Here is a 19018-nt window from a genome sequence, read left to right as displayed (position 1 = left end):
TTAAAACTGAAACAGCTTAAACTTTTACCTGTAAGTCTACGGTTGGGTTGTGGAATGGAATCCCCTGTTTCAACTTGTTGAACATATCAGGATCGGTCCATTCAGCTTGTACCTGTTCAGAAAATTCAATCTGATCCAGGTTAAGTAGCCCCATTTGCTCATTTTCGATATCTTCCAAAAAGCTTTGCGCGTAACCGGTATCAGTTTCATGCACAATCACGGAATACACATCAACCTCTCCTTCACCATTCTGGGTAATGGTTGAAGCCAGCACTTGCTGTGCTAAAAAGAAGAAAATACGGGAGAACTGTTCAGCAGACGGCGATACTGGCAATGACACCCAACGTGCACTAAAATTCTTGCAGGCCCGAATGTATTCGGGATTATCATCCTGCCAAAAGCAGATAGCATGATCGAATGAATCAAAAAAGTCCTTGATGACACCTTTTAGCAAGCCAAAGTCATATACCATCTGACCATGATCGAGCTTAGAGGCTTTCAGTAATAATTCTACTTTATAACTATGACCATGGATCGAACGCTTACAGCGATCCGATGTGCAATTTCGCACGATATGAGCATTTTCAAACTTAAATAGCTTACGAATTAACATGTGCCGTAATGTCGTCAAAAAATAGGTGAATTCACTACAATTATAAAGCAAAACTAGAAGAAGGAGGATTAATTTTGCAGTTCACGTTAATAGACAAAACGGATCATATACAGCTTCTACGCACTCTGGCTGAAGTATGAAGATAATTTAAAATGGCGCCATACTGCGATACGAGACATAGACTTGCTTATCTTGCCGTATCAGATCACTGCTAAACTGACGCTTACGTTCACTCAGCATCACTTCAATCCGTGCTTTAAAGAACTGGGACTTTACGCCCAATAGCTTGGCAAACTGGTTACGATTTTCAGCAGCTACCTGATCAAAAGGAGCGACTTGCCAAAGTTCAGATATATTAGCAAAGTACTCCTGTTTACCAAATTTAAGATCCAAAGCTTGTTGCACAGCATTCACATCCAGCTTGTCATCCAAACTTGCCAGCAATGCCGCTGGTGCCGTATTGATATTCACTTGCGTATCCTTTAGCGGGGCTGCCGTTACGTATGGTAGCAGCAGTTTATAGCGGTTCTCTTCAAAACCTCGTACCAGCTTGAGTTGTTCTATACTATGAAAATTGGCATTGGGTGGCAATGCAGCATTTGGCAAACCTTGATAATGAATGGATTCTGCTCCCATAGCACCAATTGGCAGTTCATCTTGATCCTGCCAGTCAATCACTGCTTCACTTAATTGTTCCGGTAAACCAACCCGTTTCAAAATCAGTTCAAACCATTTTTTCGCCGGCTCATTTACAGTTCCATCTTCAGCCACCAGACTGTTCAGATTAAACTTGCCCGACTCATCCTCTAGCCTGCCAGCAATATAGCCATCCTCCACAGGAAAAGGAGGCATCTGTTGTGCCCAGGTTTCATTCAGATGATCAATATCAGCGGCATTTTCAGCATCATCTACAAGCAACTCGGAAAAGAAGGCTTCAGCACTTTTGGCATACATTAAGGACTGATTCTGGCGCATCAGATAAGCTGTACTTTCCGCAGTCGCTGCCTGACGTTTGGCAATCGTTGCCGCCAGAATAGTTGCCAGTGCAACCATGACCAGAATGGTTATTAATGCGATGCCCTGTTGCTGCTTCATACTTTGATCCTATGAGCTGCCTATATTATTGGTATTATTTGACAGATAATCTGTGTTCAGCAGACTGAACAACCATTCATATTGCACACCCTGTACAATCAGATTGATCTTGATGCCTTTCGGTAAAAGCTGCTTGTTTTCAGTACGATTTAAATCCAGTCCACTTTCCGGCCATTGTGTGATTTCATTTGGATTCAGTGCAATAATTTGAAACTGTTCTACATCGCTCAGCAATATGCTCGATTCCGGTTGATCGCGTCCGGTCTGGTTCAGGTTCCTGAATTTAAGCCGATAGACTTTTTGCTCATCCGCCCGATATTGATATTCCACCCGCTCATCCGGCGCGATGCCTTGTTCCAGCGGATCCGTAACACCAGTCTTACTAAAATTAAAACGACCATCTTGCAATACTAAAGCTGGCTGAATATCACCATTTACATTTGCGGTTAAGGGTACTGTTTGCACCATATCACGCAGAATCTGCTGATAGCCCTGCTGTAATTGATTTAGCTTTTGTTCATGAAGGGTATTTTGATCGCGCGTGACCCGGATATGATCAAAGACCTGCCATCCCAATGCAGACAATACGGCAAAGATCGCAATCGCAACCAGCAGCTCGACCAGGGTAAATCCATTTTTTTTCATTGTGTCTGATTCACCCGATGATTAAAAAACACCAGACTGCTGACACCAGATTCCAATTGTCCGATATCGGCATTGACAATACCGACCTGTATATCAACACGCTGTACATTTGGGCTAATGGTTGGTTCAGATTTCTTATCAATCTGCCAGGACTCACCCTGCTGGGTAATTTGCCGGGATGAAGTTCCTGTTAGCCATTCCTGATTGATTTCCATTTGTGCTGCTTCATTTAAAGCAACAAACTGAGCTTTGGTGCGTAAGATGGCATGGGAAGTCGACTGGGTATATTGCATTGCCACTTTAGTCAGTGCCATGGCTGCGGTAGCAAATATTGCCAGCGCGACCATGACTTCCAGCAAGGTAAAACCTGAGGCACGATTAAGTCGAGTAACACTCGACCTGAGCGGCATCGTCGCGCAAGAAAGTCCGAAAGCTATGCTTGAGGAACTGCGATGAGTGTAATGCTGCTTCACCGCTGTGTAAGATAAAGAGCTAAGCTCGAGGTACACATAATGAAATCGATCAGCACTCGCCTTAAATGGCTTGATTGCATCAGCTCCAGCACTCTGCTTGAAATATTTAAATTTCATTGATTTTACCCAAGTGGTCGATTTCAATTGCAGAACCGACTTCATTATTATCAAGATAAAACTGAATCCGTACCGGCTTCACTTCCCCATTGCCGAGCCAAATCAATTTTGGCGCATCCTGCATGGTCAAATCCCGGTTTTGTGCATTTTCATAACGCTGATCCAAGGGCTGAATCTGCAAAAATACTTTATCTGGCAAAGCTTGGGTCTTAAACTCAGTATAGTCAATCCATTTCTGTGATGTGCTACTTAAGCTAAAATCGGTATTGGTGGGCTTTTTTTGATATTCCACCACAGTGTACTGAAATGGGCTGACATCCGTTGCCGGCTGGGTCTGCAAGGCGAGTACCCGAGCCTGATCATTCGCTTCACGTAAAATGCGTTGTAAATCCAGCATAAACACTTCACGTGCCTGCATCGCTTTACGTTGATCTACCCCACCTATATTCAGCATCACCAGAGATGTCAGAATTCCCATAATAACAATCACCACCATCAATTCAATGAGTGTAAAACCACGATTTGATGATAGAGACTGGATTTTCATGGAATGCCTTTAAGCAAACTGCTCAACCGAATTAATTTTCTTGGGTAAAGCCAGAGCCTGGTCGATATAGGCCACACGTAAAGTATCACGAGAACCAAGGTAACGCTGATAGAAACTGGAGTTCAGGATTGCAGCTGCACCATGAGTCAGTGACCAAATCGAAGCAAGATAATCACGTACTGGCATACTGCTTTGAATTGATTCGAGATAGCTTTCTGTCATGCGAATAATCAGACGTAAACGCTGTTTCCGGATCTGGTAAAGCTCAGTAAATAATTGCTGAATGCCCACCCCAGTCGTCGATAAGCGTTCCTCAATCTGATGAAACAGTACCGTACGCTCCGGATGGTGCAAATGATGCAACATGAAGAAAGCCAAATGTTCTGGAAAAGCCTTTTCCGCATCCTGGATCATTTCCAGCAGCATACGTTCATTACGGATAATGAGCAGCATGTACAGCTCATCTTTGCTTTGGAAATGTTTATAGAGTGTGCCTTTAGCCAAATCCAGTTCTGCAGCCAACGCATCTAGCGTCATACCGGCTTCACCATTTTCAAGTAGCAGCTGTTCTGCCACTTGAAAAATCAAGGTTTCTCTTGCTCGAAACTGAGCCTGACGATCCATCTTCACCCTATAACTCTCTTCTGCTCTTATTTAATTCGTATTACTTAAAACTTAGAAGATTTTCAAAATTCTGCATTGTGATTGCAGCCATTTCTTCCAAGCTCTTATCATATACATCACATAAGGCTTTGGCTACAAATGGAACGTATTTCGGTTCATTTGATTTACCGCGATAAGGTACGGGTGCCAGATAAGGACTATCTGTCTCTATCAACACGCGATCCAGTGGAACCTGTTTCGCCACATCACGTAAATCCTGCGCATTCTTGAAAGAAACAATGCCTGAGAAAGAGACATAATAACCACAGTCAAGAACTGCTTTGGCTGTTTCCCAGTCCTCAGTAAAACAGTGCAAGATGCCATGTGTAGATTTTTCAGCGCGAATGATATCTACTGTGTCATGCTTGGCTGAACGGGTGTGGACCACCACCGGTTTTTTCACGACTTGGGAAGCATGAATATGACGCGCAAAACATTCTTTCTGTTCCTGGATAAAATCAGTGCTATGGAAATAATCCAGACCTGTTTCGCCTAAAGCCCAAACTTTTTCTGGCTGTGCCAGCTCAACCAGATAATCCGTAGTTGCGCGTGCCATAGTTGCAGCATCTTCACAAGGATGCACACCCACGGTGTAGCCTACATCAGCATGTCGTGCCGCAATCTTGGCCAGTTCGATATGATCATCAAGATCTACCGAAATACTCATAAACTTGGAAACACCTGCTTCACGTGCCTGTGCCAGTGCCAGATCCAGATCACCGCTGTAAGATGTTAAGTCGAGTAAAGTTAAATGACAATGCGTATCTACAAACACGGTGTAGTCCTTTTCAGCAGGGAGAATTACATAGTGTAGCTTCTACGCCCTGCAGATTTAAGCCCCGTAATCAGTCGTTCGGCCTCATTTTTAAAGAAAACGCCTTTATCACCACTTAACTGGATGCCAAAACCTTGTGGTTTAATACCATTTTGTTTTTGTGATACCCAAATAACTTTACCAGTTAAAGGAATTTTTGTGATTGTTCAGGTAAAGTAGTCAGCACGAAAACCTCATCTCCGAGCTTTACTGTCTGATTGGAAGGAATAAAAAGACCACCGCCTGTAACAAATGGCATATAACTGGCAAATAGAGTTTCAATATCAGGAATATTCGCCTGAATAATACCCCCCATACGTGATTGCATATTCTTCTCCTTCTTCGTTAAAGATTCATCAGTCGAATACAGAGCTGGTCCAGAACCAGATTGCTTTGTACATTCTGTTCCAGATACTGCTTGGACTGCTGAAATTCCCCATAAATATCAAAAAGCTGTTCTAATGAATAATATTCAGCCAATACGTCAAATTCCAAATCGATGTTTTTAATGGCCTGATTTAGCTTGACACAAATCAAATCCGACAACAAGTATTCAAACATCTGCCCAAAATCATTAAAACTTAGGCTTTTATTCCATCTCGTCGCGATTGCGATCGGCATATTTTTTTCTATGACTAATTTTTTCCAGTCTTGCAAAAAATCCTGACGCATTGGCATCCAGGCACTCTGAGCCACTTCAATCGCCTGTAACGGCATCTGATTGGCCAGATTCATTAATAATTGTTGTTGGGAAGATCCTGCATCTGGTAAATATTCGTTTAAATAATTTGTGGCCTGATCTGATGTAATGCGATCCAAAGCAAAATGCTGTAAACGGCTACGAATTGTCGCGGGTAATTTTAAGTAATGATCAGCCAGCAGAATAATGACAATATTTTCACCCGGCTCTTCCAGGGTTTTCAGCAAAGCATTGGAAGAGGCAATATTCAGTGCTTCAGCAGGCTCTATGACAATAACACGCCAACCATCAACAGTTTGCTGCACAAATGGCAATAAATCCCGGATCTTTTCAATCTTGATTTTGGCATTCTGTTTTTTGTTTTCTTCATCGGTACTGATATAAACATAATTGGGATGAGTATCTGCTTTAAGCCACTGACAACTGCCACATTCACCACATGGCAAATTGCGCATATGACGATTTTGACATAATACCCATGCTAGAAATTGCTGGGTAAAAGCTTCCTTACCACAACCCTTTTTGCCATAAAACAGTAGTCCATGCCCAAGCTGGGGAAAACGCCCAGTAAGCGTATCCCAGACTTGTTGTTGCCAAGGATAAATTTGTGCGGTGGCATCAAGCGGCATGCTAAATTCTCAAATTAGGCGAATACAGATGGATCAAGCTGGTTCAGACGATCCAGATCCTGCTGGGTATCTACACCAGGGGGCAAACTCACTTCAGCAACAGAGATGGCAATACGGTGACCATTTTCCAGCACACGCAACTGTTCTAAAGATTCTAGTTTTTCCAGAACACCCATTTCCCAGGTTACATATTCCTGAAGCAACTTCACCCGATAAGCATACAGCCCCAAATGGCGATAAGCCTGATCATGCAGTTTCTGCTCAGCTTGTTTTGCTTCATCACGGTCATAAGGAATCGTTGCACGGCTAAAATACAGCGCCTGATTGTGCTTTGACATCACCACTTTCACGATACTGTCACGCTGAAATTCTTCAAGCTGATGAATCGACTCACAAAGTGTCGACATAGACGATTCTGGCTGATCGACCAGTAGCTGAGCCACCTGCTGAACCAGTTGCGCAGGTAATAACGGCTCATCACCTTGGACATTAACGATAATATCATCACTTGCCCAACCTTTAATTTTTGCTACTTCACTTAGGCGGTCGGTTCCCGATGGATGATCAGGTGAAGTAATGACAACATCCACACCTTCAGCACGACATACGGCTGCAATATGTTCATCATCTGTCGCTACACATAGATCATCAAAACCTTTTACTTTACGCGCCTGATCGACCACACGCAGAATCATTGGACGACCATGAATCTCTAATAAAGGTTTACCCGGCAGACGTGAGCTGGCAAAGCGTGCAGGAATGACAATGTGTTTCATAATGAATAAACCTTAAGAAATAGAAATACCGTATTCACCAAGTTGTTGCTGCAAGATCGCATAACAGGCTGGCGATAATATTGCCTCAACAGGCACCACCCAGATATCACGATTAAATGCCGGATTCTGTTTGAGTAAAGTCATAATCTTTACTGCATCTTTCTCAGTGGTAATGATCGGATAATTATCTTCAAACTGCAGATCTTTAATTTCATAGTCATGATGATCCGGAAATTCATGGCACTGGAATTGCTGAATACCCAAGCTTTCCAAGGTCTGATAGAAACGCTGTGGAAAACCAATCCCGACGACGGCATAAAAAGGTAAGTTCGGATCAAAAGCCTGCGACCCTGCCCGATTGAGTAAATACGGCTGTGAGGGAGCCAAATGCATATGCAAGTCAGATTGCGGATAAGCCGTATGCTCAATTACAGTACCAGTTTCTAGACGTTCAACCGGCTCACGTAAATAACCTTCAGGCAGAAGTTTCTGATTGCCCAGACCACGATTATTATCCAGTACGATCCACTCAATCTGACGATTCAAAGCCCAGTGCTGTAAACCATCATCACAAATAATCAAATCCAGATTATGTTTGGACAATAGCAGCTCTATACTCTGCTGACGATTAGGACCAACAGCCATCGGTACACCCGTCGACTGGACAATCAGTGCGGGTTCATCCCCCACACTTTCTGCGGTCGCCTGCGTATCGACATAGCAAGGAAATGGACCTTTACCTCCATAACCCCGGCTGATCACGCCAACCCGGACATTTTGTTTTTCTAGATATTCAACCAAATGGATCAGTAATGGAGTTTTCCCACTCCCACCCACAGTAATATTACCAATCACCATCACAGGTACAGGTGCGGTATAACTTGCTTTAAAACCTTTATCATATAAAGCTTTATTTAAGCTAAATCCGATCTGGTACAGCCAGGACAATGGCCGAAATACAATCAGCCATTTAGCCTGTGTATTCCAGGCATCCTGAATGACCTGTGCCAGTGACATACTTATTGTTCCTCGAAGTTGCGTTGATGCAACTGGTAATAAGCACCCTTGCGGTTGATCAATTCCTGGTGGGTTCCCTGCTCCAGAATGCGACCTTGATCCATGACGACAATACTGTCGGCATTCTCAATCGTTGATAAACGGTGAGCAATAACGATAGTGGTACGATCCTGCATTGCCGCATCAAAAGCACGCTGAATAAAGTATTCAGATTCATTATCCAGCGCACTGGTTGCTTCATCCAGAATTAGAATTGGTGCATTTTTCAGAATGGCACGCGCAATCGCAATACGCTGGCGCTGACCGCCAGACAGATTCAGACCTTGTGCGCCCAGCTCGGTATCATAACCATTTGGCAAAGCCATAATAAAGTCATGGGCATAAGCAGCTTTAGCCGCGGCAATAATATCTTCTTCTGCAGCATCTTCCAGCTGACCATAAGCGATGTTTTCACGCACGGTACGGTTAAACAGCACCACCTGCTGGTTTACCATCGAGATCTGGGTACGCAGAGCATTCAGCTCAAAATCTTTAATGTCTTTGCCATCAAACAGGATTTGACCGGAGCTTGCTTCCTGATAGCGCATTAAAAGGTTCACCAGTGAAGTTTTACCTGCACCTGAGCGACCTACCAATGCTACTGTTTGTCCGGCTTTTACATCAAGATTCAGATCGGTTAATGCCTGATACCCATCAGAATAAGTCAAGTTCACATTTTTCAGCTGGATATTACCTTTTAAAGTATCTTTAAAAGTACCTGCATTTTTTTCTTCCGGCATATCCAGTAATTCAAACACTGAATAAGCTGCCGCCATACCACGCTGAATTTTTTCATTGACTTCAGTGAGTGCCTTGATCGGTTTGGACAACATGCCTGCCACGGTAATATAAGCAACAAATTCACCAGCAGTCGTATCACGCAAGATTTCCGGGCGCAAAGCCAGAAACATGACAATACTCAACGCAATAGACATAATAAGCTGTACGATCGGGCTGTTGAGCTCTTTCACTACAACCATTTTCAAGCCACGACGCAAGTTTTCTAGAGAGTGCTTTCTAAAACGTTCCTGCTCGTACGTTTGACCGCCAAAAGCTTTTACCACCATATTGGCATTTACAGACTCCTGTACCACATGGTTCACATCACCCATGGTGTTCTGCACTTGCTTGGACAGCTTACGCATACGCTGTGCAGCTTTGCGAATAAGCAGACCAATGATCGGTGCAAAAATCAGAATAATTAACGTTAAACGCCAGTTTGTATAAAGCAGATAACCAATCAGCGCGATTGTGATCAGACCTTGCTGCACAATCACCTTAAGTGAATCACTTGAGGCAGCAGTCAACTGCTCAACGTTATACATAATTTTAGCAGTAATGTGACCACTGGTATTATCCAGAAAATATTGCGAAGGCAGACGCATTAGCTTGGCAAAGACTTCCTGACGAATATTAAAGACCAGATTTCGGGAAATGACTGCAGTAAAATAGCCACCCAAAAACAAACCTACACCGCGGAAAAAGATCAGCAAGACCACCAGAAACGGGAAGATCGTTGTAAAACCCTGATCACGAGTCTGAATCGCTTCAATAATATATTCCAGCAACTTGGCAACGGAGACTTCTGTTGCAGCATTGATGGCGAAACCCAGGATAACCAGTAAGGCCAATCCCCAAAATTGTTTTAAATAACTGAGAAGACGTAAATAGACTTTTAAATCTTGCTTCACTAATAACCTCGGGTAGGTACTTTCGTACTAATGTTGATGTTCACAAAGCCAAGTTGCCCTGCAACATCCATAACGCGAATCACATCCTGATGTGCTGCTTTTGCATCAGCAGCAATCACAAACATTAAATCACGTCGTTCGTTAGAAATCTGTTTAATTGCGGTATTTAAATCAGCCACTTCTTTGCTCGCCAATGACTGCCCATTCACTGCATAGTGCCCATTTGCATCCACAGTAACTTCAACCTTTTGATCAAAGTTTTTCGGTGGAACTCCTTGCGCGTCTGGCAAGGTCAAATTCATACGGCTGAGTTGACTGAAAGTCGTAGAAAGCAATAGAAATACCAAGATAAATAACAGACAGTCAATCATCGGAGTGAGGTTGATATGAACATCTTCAACCTGATTGCGTTTGAATTTCATGACTCACCTCAGCTCGCCTTCTGAAGAATTTCATCCGCTTCTGAAGCATGCGAATAAAACAGGTCAGCATGAAATAAAGTCGCCTGCTGCTCCAGCTCAGCTACATATTCCTGTACCAGACGCTGGAAATAACGATGTGCAAATAAGGCAGGGATCGCGATCAGCATCCCGGCAGCTGTCGTAATTAACGCCTTGGAAATCCCCGGCATCATCAGCACTGGATCGCTGGTAGTACCCACGTCAATCATAAGAAAAGATTCAATAATTCCGATCACTGTACCGAGCAAACCCAGCAAAGGTGCAACTGCACTTAAAGTTCCTAAAAAATTAATATTTCTTTCCAGATAACCAATTTCCTGCGAAGCAACGACTTCCATCTGGGCACGTGCATATTGCTCGGTCTGTTGCTGGCTGGCAGCACCTGCTGCAAAAACACGGCCTAATGTACTCCCTTGCAGGGATTTATCCATATTTAGTTTTTGCATCACATGATTGGCATTTTGCCCGGGACCCATCAAAAGCGCTTTAGGTAATATCAGGCTCTTTTTCAGGCGAATAAATCGCTCTAATGAGATGGCCACCATGAAAATCGAACATAATACGAGGGGTAGCATCAGCCACCCACCTGCTTTTACCAATTCCCACATCTGATTTGTCCCCAATCAAGAATCAAGTTTTATTCGTCATCCAGGATCGAAAGAATACCGTCTAGCTCTTCCAGTGAATGATAGCTAATGACCAGTTTGCCTTTGCCCTGCTTGTTATAATCAATTTTTACTTCTGCACTAAAACGTTCTGACAGACGTTGTGTTAGTTGTTGAATATCCGGCGCTACGACTGGCTTTGGTTTATCCTGTTTTGGGGTATTGAAATCACGCACTAATTGCTCAGTCTGGCGTACGGACAGGCTCTTCTCAATTACCATTTCAGCCACTTTCAGCTGGTCTTTGGCTTTCAAAGTCAGGATCGCACGCGCATGCCCCATATCAAGCAGCCCTTGCTGCATAAAGTCTTTTACCTCTTCAGCCAAGGTCAGCAAACGCAGTAAATTACTGACTGTCGTACGCGCCTTGCCTACAGTATCGGCAATTTCCTGATGGCTCAGACCAAATTCTTCATGGAAACGTTGCAGCGCCATTGCCTGATCAATTGGATTCAGATCCTGACGCTGGATATTTTCAATCAAAGCCAGCGCAATTGCTACCTGATCATTCAGATCACGCACAATCGCAGGAACTTCAGTGAGGCCTGCCAATTGTGCTGCACGCCAGCGACGCTCACCCGCAATAATTTCATAAGGATGACGTTCATCATCTACCGGACGAATGACGATCGGCTGCATGATGCCATGCTTCTCAATTGAAGCAGCCAGTTCCTGCAAATCCTGTTCATTGATATAGCGACGTGGCTGGTATTCACCACGTTTCAACAGATTCACATCAATCTGCTTCAGCTGACCATGATCCAGACCTTGTGCTTCAAGCTGTAATTTTTCTTTTTGAATTGACCCCAGTAATGCATCCAAACCACGACCTTTGGCGAGTCCACGTTTCTTCACGGTCATGCTTTACTTCCTTTTTTCACTTTGCTTTTCTTTAACATTTCAGCCGCCAGATTGAGGTAAGCAACTGCACCCTTGGAACTTTTTTCAAAATAAATCACTGGCAAGCCATGTGCTGGTGCTTCAGCCAGACGGATATTACGTGGAATCACGGTATCGTAAAGTTTCTTGCCAAAATATTGTTGTAATTCTTCAGAGACATCACGTGTCAGTGCATTACGCGCATCATACATGGTACGTAATACACCCACGATTTGTAGATCAGGATTTAAAGCCTGCTGAATCCGGTCAATGGTCTGAGTCAAATCAGCCAATCCTTCTAATGCATAATACTCACATTGCATTGGAATAATTACGCCATCCACGGCAGCCAAGGCATTTACGGTAATCAGGCTTAAACTTGGTGCACAATCTACAATAATATAATCAAATGATTTTTCAATTTCCTGCAGGGCATCACGCAGAATAAATTCACGGCCTTCCTGTTCGGCAATTGCCAGCTCTACACCAGCCAGATCACGGTTGGCGCCTAATACTTTATATCCAACTTCCGCCTTGGTAATTGCCGTTTCAATCGGCACTTCACCAAGCAACACATCCGTTACTGAATAAAGTAAATCATTTTTCTGTATGCCCGAGCCCATCGTAGCATTACCTTGTGAATCCATATCCACAAGCAGCACACGTTTTTTTAATACTGCGAGAGATGCCGCCAAATTTACTGCGGTTGTGGTTTTGCCAACGCCACCCTTCTGGTTTGCAATCGCAATAATTTGTGCCATGTTGAACCCAATTCCTTTGAAAATCTTAAATACGTTTTAATAAAAGTAAATGACGTTGTTCGTCTAATCGCGGAACTTTTAGTTCAATAATCTCACAACTGAATTCATCTTTTAAAGCACTAACTTCATCTTGTGGAATCAGACCTTTCATGGAAGCAATAATACTTTGCTCATGCATATAAGGTTTTGATGCGTTTACAAAATCGGTCAATGATGCAAAGGCACGACTGGTAATCACATCAAACTGACCGAGTTCATTAATACTGTCTTCATTTTCAACACGTGTTTGCACCGCAATCACATTTTTTAGCTTCAAGTCAGCAATAAACTGCTTCAGGAAACGGATTTTCTTGCCATTTGAATCTAATAGTACGCAGTTACGTTCCGGCTGACATAATGCAATGATCATGCCTGGCATCCCGCCGCCGGTACCAATATCGAGCAGACGGCCTGATGGCAGATCCTTTAAAATGCTTAAGCTATCTAGTAGATGCTTGACCAGCATTTCTTTCGGATCACGAATGGCAGTCAGATTGTATGCCTTATTCCACAGCACCAAAGCGTCCTGGTACTTGAGTAATAAATTTAAAGTTTCATCACTCAATGCTAAACCTAAAGCCTGGCTACCCTGCTTTAATTCCTGAAAAAACGTATGCATAAACAATTAACGCTCGAAAAAATTAGAAGAAAGTATACCGCTTTCTCTATATTGGCACAGTAGGGAGTGCTTAGTGAATATTCACTTAAGCATATTTCCCTTCACGAATTTCAGCATCCAGTGCAGCCAAACGCTCTGGCGTCCCTACATCAACCCAGTCACCAATCAACTTTGAGGCAGCGACTTGATTTGCCAGCATCGCCTTTTTGAGTAATGGCGCCAGTGGACGCTTACCTGCTTCCAGACCTACAAACATTTTTGGATCAATCAAAGAGACACCACTAAAGGTCAGATTTTCACCCTGAACACTCTGATCAAAGGTATAAGCTTTACCTTCAACCAAGCTAAAATCACCTTGTGGGTGCTGAGGTGGGTTTTGCACCAACACCAGATGTGCCAGGTTTTCACCCAGCTCCACTGTCAATAATGGCGCAAAATCCATGGTGGTCCAGACATCACCATTCACCAGAATAAAAGGCTGACCCCCTAATAAAGGCAAAGCGTTGATAATACCACCAGCAGTTTCCAGCCCCTCACCTTCATGTGACCATAAAATCTTGACACCAAACTGCGAACCATCACCCAAAGCTTCCACAAGCTTTTCACCGAGCCATGCAGTATTAATGACAATTTCATTCACACCGATCGCCGCCAGCTTTTCGATATGCCAGACGATCAGAGGCTTGCCCCCAACTTCCAAGAGTGGCTTTGGTGTATGCAGCGTTAAAGGGCGCATGCGATTACCTAGGCCTGCAGCCAGAATCATCGCTTTCATTTATGCAGCCACCTCATATGAACCATATTTTTCTTCAAAAGCTGGCAATACGCGCTCATTGATAAATTGCATAAACGGCTGCAATTCTGCATAAGGTTTACTTTCTTCCAGCAGATACCACATCACACGCGGCAAATCTTTCAAATATCCCGATTTACCATCACGTTCAAACAGGCGCACAAAAATACCTAAAATCTTGATATGACGTTGAATGGCCATCATGTCGGCATCTTTCTTGAACTGACCAAAATCACGACCCTCTTTGGCAGAAGCCGGCAATAAGTTATAGAAAATTTCAAACCAGCGATAGACACGGTCAGCATTCCACTGCACATAGGCATCGCGGGTAATCGAGATTAGATCATAGGTATCCGCACCAATCACGGCATCCTGAAAATCGATCACGCCCAGATCTGTTTCACCTGCAATCTGCATCAGGTTACGGCTATGGAAATCACGGTGCACAATCACTTGAGGTTGAGCTAATGCTGCATTCGCCAGAATAGCAAAGGTACGCTTAATCAGCGCACTTTCCGCTGCGGTCGGAATGACTTTTAAAGCCGGTAACATCCAGTCAGTCAGCAATTCCATTTCCGAGATCAGTTTTTCATAAGAATACTCAGGGAAATGCCCTATACCTTGAATAGACTGCAACTGAACTAATTGTTTGAAACTCTGCTCATAATAAGCATCCACAGTGGCGTCATTAAGCAGATCAGACAGCATCACATTGCCGAAATCTTCGAGCAGTAATAGACCATTTTCCAGATCCTTCGCCACAATGTGCGGCACGCGAACACCATTCGCATCAAAAAATTCATCTATCGTCACAAAAGGCACACAATCTTCTTTTTCTGGTGGTGCATCCATTAGCATAAATGTTTTATTATTCAGTTTGATTCGTGCATAACGACGAAAACTGGCATCGCCTGCTAAAAAATGAGTTTCAAATTGATCTGAACCGAGTACAGAAGCAATCCAAGATTGTATCAATTGTTCGCGTTGAGTATTCATTTGCAATAAATTCTAGTACAGGCTGAGTTTTTAAAGTACTAAGTGTAGCTACTTATCAACTTTTTCTCTATGATGCGACAATAATTAATTGCGATAAAAGCATGATTGGTTAATGAGACAAATGAAGCATCAGTTTAAATATAATCCTTTAGCGACTGCGATCTTAACTTTGTTATGTGGTAGCTCAATTTCAAGCTATGCTACAGAAAATGACTCATCCAACAGCAACAATCAGCAGCTTAAACAAAGCTTACAGGAAACCTATCCTGGTGAAGCATTTTTCTCTCAATATTATGTTGACAAAGCCACGCCTGAAGCACAACAACGACAGGGACAGTATTTAAGTTCTGCCTATTGTCAAGGCACCTGGATTACTCCGGTTTCACCTGAAGTTGAAGCAGTTGCTCCAGATCAAGCAACCTCTACTGTTACTGCTGACTATGGCCACTATAATCCCAATGGCGATTCCTACTTAGAAGGCAATGTCATCATTGATCAGCAAGGTCGTCAGATTCGTGCAGATCAAGTGACTATTGACCAGACCCAGACCTACGCAAAAGCTCAAGGTCGAGTACAGCTGGCACAAGCAGGTCTGCTCTCACAAAGTGATGATATTAATTACAACCTAAAAACCCAACAAGGCGACTTAAATAACAGCTTTTATATTGCAGAAGAACAACATGCGCACGGGCGTGCAGAAAAGATCGCCAGAACTTCCACTGAAACAGTTGAACTGGAAAATGCGACCTATACCACCTGCCCACCTGAACAAAAGCCAACCTGGAAAATTCAGGCGGATCGCATCAAGCTGAATCAGGAAACAGGTCGTGGTGAAACTCGTAATACCAAAATATACGTTAAAGATGTGCCTGTTCTTGCAGTACCTTATTTTAACTTCCCGATTGATGATCGTCGCACCACCGGGATTCTGACCCCTAGTTTTGGTTTTACCAATGATGGTGGTTTAGAACTGGGCGTTCCAGTATATTTAAATCTTGCACCAAATTACGATGCTACCATTACACCACGTTATATCGCTGACCGTGGTGCAATGCTGGATGGTCAGTTCCGTTATCTGACCGAGAACTTTGGCTATGGTCAAATCTGGGGGGGCATTTTACCTTCAGATCGTAGCTATGATGATCAAGACCGTAAAGACCTGCATTTCCGTCATGACTGGCAGATTAACGAGCAGTTCTCAACCAATCTTGAATATAACTATGCTTCAGATAAAGATTTCTTCTCAGATTTAAATAACAACCCAAATTCTAAAACTGATCTGAATTTACGTCGTGCCTGGGAAATTAACTATAAAAATGGTATTCCTGGCTTAAAAGCACAGTTAAAAGTAGAAGATTTCCAGACCCTAGACCCAGAAGTTGCAGATGAAGACCGTCCTTATGCGCGTTTACCGCAATTCCTGGTCAACTATAAAACGGGCAACCCATTTGGTTGGCAATTCGAAGCCAATCACGATACTGCCTATTTCAAAAAAGATGTTAATAATATAAATCCAGCTACAGGCAGTTACGAACCGAGTGGTACACGTATCTATAACGATCTGGCAGTTCGCTATAATCATCGAACACCTGGTTTATTCCTGCTTCCTCAATTGTCCTTGCGCAACATTAATACCTTCTATGACAAGGACACAATTGATCTTTTAGACCAGAACCAAACTAATTCTTCAAGTGAAGATAAATCTATTGTGGTGCCAGAATTCACTCTCGATGCTGGTTTGATTTTTGAAAAAGAAGGACGCTATTTACAGACACTAACACCTCGTCTGTTTTATGCTTACGCACCTTACGAGAATCAAGAAGGTCAGCCAAATTTTGACTCAGTGAATGCTTCGATCAGCTATGATCAGCTATTCAGCCCACGTCGTTTCTATGGTCATGACCGTTTAGAAGACAATAACTTTGCATCCGTAGGCTTAAGCTACAGCCTGTTCAATGATGTTGGTTTAGAACGCCTGCGTGCCAGTATAGGCCAAAGTTTCTTCTTCGAAGACCGTCGCGTAACTTTAGAACGGGGTATTGATGAATATGACCGTGAAACGCATACTGGTCCTGTAATTCAACTATCCAGCCAGCTTTCCAATAATTTCCATGTCAACTTTAACTCAGCATGGATGTCGAATGGTCAGAATGCACAGCGCGATGTGCAAGCCTATTACACTGGTGAACAAGGTAATCTCTACAATGTAGGCTATTTCTATCGCAATGAAATTACTGACCGTCAAAAAAGCTATGATCAGGTGGTTGGTTCATTCATTCAGCCTGTTTTCAATAACTGGCGTCTGATTGGTCATGCTCAATACGATCTGGAAAACAACGTTGCACGTGAATATTTACTTGGCGTGAACTATGAGTCATGCTGTTGGGGTGTTTCCGTCTATGGCCGCTCATATTACAATGATCTGGATGACATCAATGAAGCTGGTGTTAAACCAAAACGCATGATCATGGCAGAACTCAGCCTGAGAGGCCTGGGTGGATTCAACAATAAATTGGCATCACTACTGGAAAACCGTATTCTGGGCTTTAATAATATCAATCAGACTTGGACAGAACGTTAATGAAGACAAAACAGTTAAAACATTTTTTTAAAGCAACCACACTTGCGCTATGCCTTTTTGCAGCAATACCTACTTTTGCTGTTGCACAGACCAAGGATGAAGTTGTAGCTGTTGTCGACAATAGCGTGATTCTTCGCAGTGACCTGGATCAAAGCATTGCAGAGATTTCTCATCAACTCGAAAAGCAAAAGAAGCCTGCGCCGTCACAACAAATCCTGCAACAACAAGCTTTGGAACAACTGATTTTGCGTCAGGCTCAACTTGAACAGGTAAAGCGTTATAATGTTCGTCCTGATGAAAAAGCGCTTAATGATGCAGTATTAAAAGTTGCACGCGACTCTGGTTCTTCCAGCCTGGAAGCTTTCCAGCAAAAGCTGGATTCAATTGCACCAAATACTTATGCTGCTCTACGTAACCGTATCGCAGAAGACCTTGCGATTAACCGTTTACGTCAACAGATTGTGACTTCCCGTATCAAAATCAGCGATCAGGATGTGGAAAACTTCCTGAAAACCCCGCAAGGTCAGGCATTACTCGGCAGTCAGGTTCATGTACAACATGTCCGTGTTTCTGGTGACAATACAGCTCAAGTTGCAGCAGAGGTAAAGAAAGAGTTAGAAAGCTCTACCGACCTGAAAGCAATTGAGAAGAAATACTCCAAAAATGGTGTCAAAGTTGAAGCTGCTGACATGGGCTTCCGTAATATTTCAGATATTCCAGATGAGCTCGCATCACGTGTAACCAGCCTTCAGCCTGGTCAAACTTCTGAACTGATTGAAGCCCGCGATGGTGCTCACATCCTTAAGCTGATTGATCGTAAAGCGGGTGAAAAGCGTGCACTCGTACAACAATATCAGACGCGTCATATTCTGATTCAGCCTTCGGAAGTAGTGAGTCCTGAAAATGCCAAACAGATGATTGACAGTCTGTATACCCGCCTAAAAAATGGTGAAGACTTTGCCGTACTGGCGGCTACCTTCTCCAATGATCCTGGTTCAGCACGTGACAGTGGTAGTCTAGGCTGGGTGAATCCAGGTGTGATGGTCCCAGAATTTGAAGAACGTATGAAAAAAACACCTGTGGGCCAAATCAGTGAACCGTTCCAGTCTCAGTTTGGCTGGCATATTCTACAGGTGACAGATACGCGCCAACAGGATATGACTTCAGAATACCAGGAACGTATGGCACGTCAGCTTTTAGGCGAACGTCAGTTTGATACAGAACTGGATAGCTGGTTACGTGAGACCCGCAGTAATGCCTTTGTTGAGATTAAAGATCCACAACTGGACCGTAAAAAGAATTAATATTCAGCATCTTTAAAAAAACCGGCTTTTGGCCGGTTTTTTATTATCTATATAAGACTATTACCATAAAAAAACCTCTCATTTCTGAGAGGTTTTTTAGAT

At 43.2% G+C, this 19018-nt stretch carries 20 protein-coding genes and 1 pseudogene; 2 read left to right on the top strand and 19 right to left on the bottom strand.

Going from position 1 to position 19018, the window contains the following annotated elements; translation table 11 throughout:
- Positions 1 to 16: 16 nt before the first annotated feature.
- The 19 genes and pseudogenes from HADU_RS04655 to HADU_RS04565 all read right to left on the bottom strand — a co-directional run bounded on the left by HADU_RS04655 (position 17) and on the right by HADU_RS04565 (position 15031).
- The gene (locus tag HADU_RS04655) at positions 17 to 613 is read right to left on the bottom strand and encodes a 6-pyruvoyl trahydropterin synthase family protein (protein ID WP_008304006.1); all 597 of its coding nucleotides are present in this window, start codon (positions 611 to 613) and stop codon (positions 17 to 19) included.
- Between the two features lie 147 nt (positions 614 to 760).
- Positions 761 to 1708 carry a type II secretion system minor pseudopilin GspK gene (gene gspK, locus HADU_RS04650; RefSeq protein WP_008304004.1) on the bottom strand — a complete coding sequence of 316 codons (948 nt, stop codon included), beginning with the start codon at positions 1706 to 1708 and terminating at the stop codon, positions 761 to 763.
- 9 nt (positions 1709 to 1717) lie between these two features.
- Positions 1718 to 2353, bottom strand: a complete 636-nt coding sequence (locus HADU_RS04645) for a type II secretion system protein GspJ (protein WP_008304003.1) — start codon at positions 2351 to 2353, stop codon at positions 1718 to 1720.
- Entirely contained in the window at positions 2350 to 2943 is a 594-nt protein-coding gene (gspI, locus tag HADU_RS04640) for a type II secretion system minor pseudopilin GspI (RefSeq protein WP_171056643.1), read from the bottom strand. Before gspI ends, HADU_RS04645 begins: the two co-directional genes overlap by 4 nt.
- The gene (locus HADU_RS04635) at positions 2933 to 3490 is read right to left on the bottom strand and encodes a type II secretion system protein (RefSeq protein WP_008303999.1); all 558 of its coding nucleotides are present in this window, start codon (positions 3488 to 3490) and stop codon (positions 2933 to 2935) included. The genes gspI and HADU_RS04635 overlap by 11 nt, the downstream gene beginning before the upstream one ends.
- 9 nt (positions 3491 to 3499) lie before the next feature.
- Complete coding sequence (locus HADU_RS04630) at positions 3500 to 4114, bottom strand: TetR/AcrR family transcriptional regulator (protein WP_004892793.1); 615 nt, start codon at positions 4112 to 4114, stop codon at positions 3500 to 3502.
- A gap of 40 nt (positions 4115 to 4154) precedes the next feature.
- Positions 4155 to 4928, bottom strand: a complete 774-nt coding sequence (locus tag HADU_RS04625; protein WP_008303997.1) for a TatD family hydrolase — start codon at positions 4926 to 4928, stop codon at positions 4155 to 4157.
- Between the two features lie 26 nt (positions 4929 to 4954).
- A pseudogene (locus HADU_RS04620) lies at positions 4955 to 5295 on the bottom strand (PilZ domain-containing protein).
- Between the two features lie 17 nt (positions 5296 to 5312).
- On the bottom strand, positions 5313 to 6296 hold the full coding sequence (locus tag HADU_RS04615) for a DNA polymerase III subunit delta' (RefSeq protein ID WP_008303995.1): 984 nt from the start codon (positions 6294 to 6296) through the stop codon (positions 5313 to 5315).
- 14 nt (positions 6297 to 6310) lie between these two features.
- Positions 6311 to 7072: a 3-deoxy-manno-octulosonate cytidylyltransferase gene (gene kdsB, locus HADU_RS04610; RefSeq protein ID WP_004815572.1), complete on the bottom strand. Its 762-nt coding sequence runs from the start codon at positions 7070 to 7072 to the stop codon at positions 6311 to 6313.
- A 12-nt stretch (positions 7073 to 7084) separates the two neighbouring features.
- Entirely contained in the window at positions 7085 to 8089 is a 1005-nt protein-coding gene (gene lpxK, locus HADU_RS04605; protein WP_004815569.1) for a tetraacyldisaccharide 4'-kinase, read from the bottom strand.
- A gap of 2 nt (positions 8090 to 8091) precedes the next feature.
- On the bottom strand, positions 8092 to 9819 hold the full coding sequence (msbA, locus tag HADU_RS04600) for a lipid A export permease/ATP-binding protein MsbA (protein ID WP_004815568.1): 1728 nt from the start codon (positions 9817 to 9819) through the stop codon (positions 8092 to 8094).
- Positions 9819 to 10241: an ExbD/TolR family protein gene (locus tag HADU_RS04595; protein WP_004815566.1), complete on the bottom strand. Its 423-nt coding sequence runs from the start codon at positions 10239 to 10241 to the stop codon at positions 9819 to 9821. The genes msbA and HADU_RS04595 overlap by 1 nt, the downstream gene beginning before the upstream one ends.
- Before the next feature lie 8 nt (positions 10242 to 10249).
- Positions 10250 to 10888, bottom strand: coding sequence for a MotA/TolQ/ExbB proton channel family protein (locus HADU_RS04590; protein WP_004815564.1), 639 nt, complete (start codon positions 10886 to 10888; stop codon positions 10250 to 10252).
- 29 nt (positions 10889 to 10917) lie between these two features.
- Positions 10918 to 11805, bottom strand: a complete 888-nt coding sequence (locus tag HADU_RS04585; protein ID WP_004815563.1) for a ParB/RepB/Spo0J family partition protein — start codon at positions 11803 to 11805, stop codon at positions 10918 to 10920.
- A complete protein-coding gene (locus tag HADU_RS04580; protein ID WP_004815561.1) occupies positions 11802 to 12584 on the bottom strand; it encodes a ParA family protein in 783 nt (260 codons plus the stop codon). The genes HADU_RS04585 and HADU_RS04580 overlap by 4 nt, the downstream gene beginning before the upstream one ends.
- A 25-nt stretch (positions 12585 to 12609) precedes the next feature.
- Positions 12610 to 13242 carry a 16S rRNA (guanine(527)-N(7))-methyltransferase RsmG gene (gene rsmG / locus HADU_RS04575; RefSeq protein WP_004815559.1) on the bottom strand — a complete coding sequence of 211 codons (633 nt, stop codon included), beginning with the start codon at positions 13240 to 13242 and terminating at the stop codon, positions 12610 to 12612.
- Between the two features lie 85 nt (positions 13243 to 13327).
- Positions 13328 to 14017, bottom strand: coding sequence for an N-acetylmuramate alpha-1-phosphate uridylyltransferase MurU (gene murU / locus HADU_RS04570; protein ID WP_004815557.1), 690 nt, complete (start codon positions 14015 to 14017; stop codon positions 13328 to 13330).
- Positions 14018 to 15031: an aminoglycoside phosphotransferase family protein gene (locus HADU_RS04565; protein WP_004815555.1), complete on the bottom strand. Its 1014-nt coding sequence runs from the start codon at positions 15029 to 15031 to the stop codon at positions 14018 to 14020. It lies immediately after the preceding gene.
- Positions 15032 to 15152: 121 nt separating this feature from the next.
- On the opposite strand from HADU_RS04565, the gene HADU_RS04560 reads away from it, so the two are divergent.
- Positions 15153 to 17612 carry an LPS-assembly protein LptD gene (locus tag HADU_RS04560; protein WP_008303993.1) on the top strand — a complete coding sequence of 820 codons (2460 nt, stop codon included), beginning with the start codon at positions 15153 to 15155 and terminating at the stop codon, positions 17610 to 17612.
- Positions 17612 to 18916, top strand: a complete 1305-nt coding sequence (locus tag HADU_RS04555; protein WP_008303992.1) for a peptidylprolyl isomerase — start codon at positions 17612 to 17614, stop codon at positions 18914 to 18916. Before HADU_RS04560 ends, HADU_RS04555 begins: the two co-directional genes overlap by 1 nt.
- Positions 18917 to 19018: the final 102 nt, after the last annotated feature.

The sequence above is a fragment of the Acinetobacter sp. HA genome (assembly GCF_000264725.1).
Lineage (GTDB): Bacteria > Pseudomonadota > Gammaproteobacteria > Pseudomonadales > Moraxellaceae > Acinetobacter > Acinetobacter schindleri.
This window is presented reverse-complemented; position numbering and strand designations above follow the sequence as displayed.

What these genes read in the sequence shown, in the direction of transcription:
- HADU_RS04595 (WP_004815566.1), bottom strand. Translation starts at nt 10,241, where the DNA reads ATGAAATTCAAACGCAATCAGGTTGAAGATGTTCATATCAACCTCACT.
- HADU_RS04580 (WP_004815561.1), bottom strand. Translation starts at nt 12,584, where the DNA reads ATGGCACAAATTATTGCGATTGCAAACCAGAAGGGTGGCGTTGGCAAA.
- gspI (WP_171056643.1), bottom strand. Translation starts at nt 2,943, where the DNA reads ATGAAATTTAAATATTTCAAGCAGAGTGCTGGAGCTGATGCAATCAAG.
- murU (WP_004815557.1), bottom strand. Translation starts at nt 14,017, where the DNA reads ATGAAAGCGATGATTCTGGCTGCAGGCCTAGGTAATCGCATGCGCCCT.
- HADU_RS04555 (WP_008303992.1), top strand. Translation starts at nt 17,612, where the DNA reads ATGAAGACAAAACAGTTAAAACATTTTTTTAAAGCAACCACACTTGCG.
- HADU_RS04630 (WP_004892793.1), bottom strand. Translation starts at nt 4,114, where the DNA reads ATGGATCGTCAGGCTCAGTTTCGAGCAAGAGAAACCTTGATTTTTCAA.
- HADU_RS04655 (WP_008304006.1), bottom strand. Translation starts at nt 613, where the DNA reads ATGTTAATTCGTAAGCTATTTAAGTTTGAAAATGCTCATATCGTGCGA.
- HADU_RS04635 (WP_008303999.1), bottom strand. Translation starts at nt 3,490, where the DNA reads ATGAAAATCCAGTCTCTATCATCAAATCGTGGTTTTACACTCATTGAA.
- kdsB (WP_004815572.1), bottom strand. Translation starts at nt 7,072, where the DNA reads ATGAAACACATTGTCATTCCTGCACGCTTTGCCAGCTCACGTCTGCCG.
- HADU_RS04560 (WP_008303993.1), top strand. Translation starts at nt 15,153, where the DNA reads ATGAAGCATCAGTTTAAATATAATCCTTTAGCGACTGCGATCTTAACT.
- lpxK (WP_004815569.1), bottom strand. Translation starts at nt 8,089, where the DNA reads ATGTCACTGGCACAGGTCATTCAGGATGCCTGGAATACACAGGCTAAA.
- HADU_RS04645 (WP_008304003.1), bottom strand. Translation starts at nt 2,353, where the DNA reads ATGAAAAAAAATGGATTTACCCTGGTCGAGCTGCTGGTTGCGATTGCG.
- rsmG (WP_004815559.1), bottom strand. Translation starts at nt 13,242, where the DNA reads ATGCATACGTTTTTTCAGGAATTAAAGCAGGGTAGCCAGGCTTTAGGT.
- HADU_RS04615 (WP_008303995.1), bottom strand. Translation starts at nt 6,296, where the DNA reads ATGCCGCTTGATGCCACCGCACAAATTTATCCTTGGCAACAACAAGTC.
- gspK (WP_008304004.1), bottom strand. Translation starts at nt 1,708, where the DNA reads ATGAAGCAGCAACAGGGCATCGCATTAATAACCATTCTGGTCATGGTT.
- HADU_RS04565 (WP_004815555.1), bottom strand. Translation starts at nt 15,031, where the DNA reads ATGAATACTCAACGCGAACAATTGATACAATCTTGGATTGCTTCTGTA.
- HADU_RS04585 (WP_004815563.1), bottom strand. Translation starts at nt 11,805, where the DNA reads ATGACCGTGAAGAAACGTGGACTCGCCAAAGGTCGTGGTTTGGATGCA.
- HADU_RS04590 (WP_004815564.1), bottom strand. Translation starts at nt 10,888, where the DNA reads ATGTGGGAATTGGTAAAAGCAGGTGGGTGGCTGATGCTACCCCTCGTA.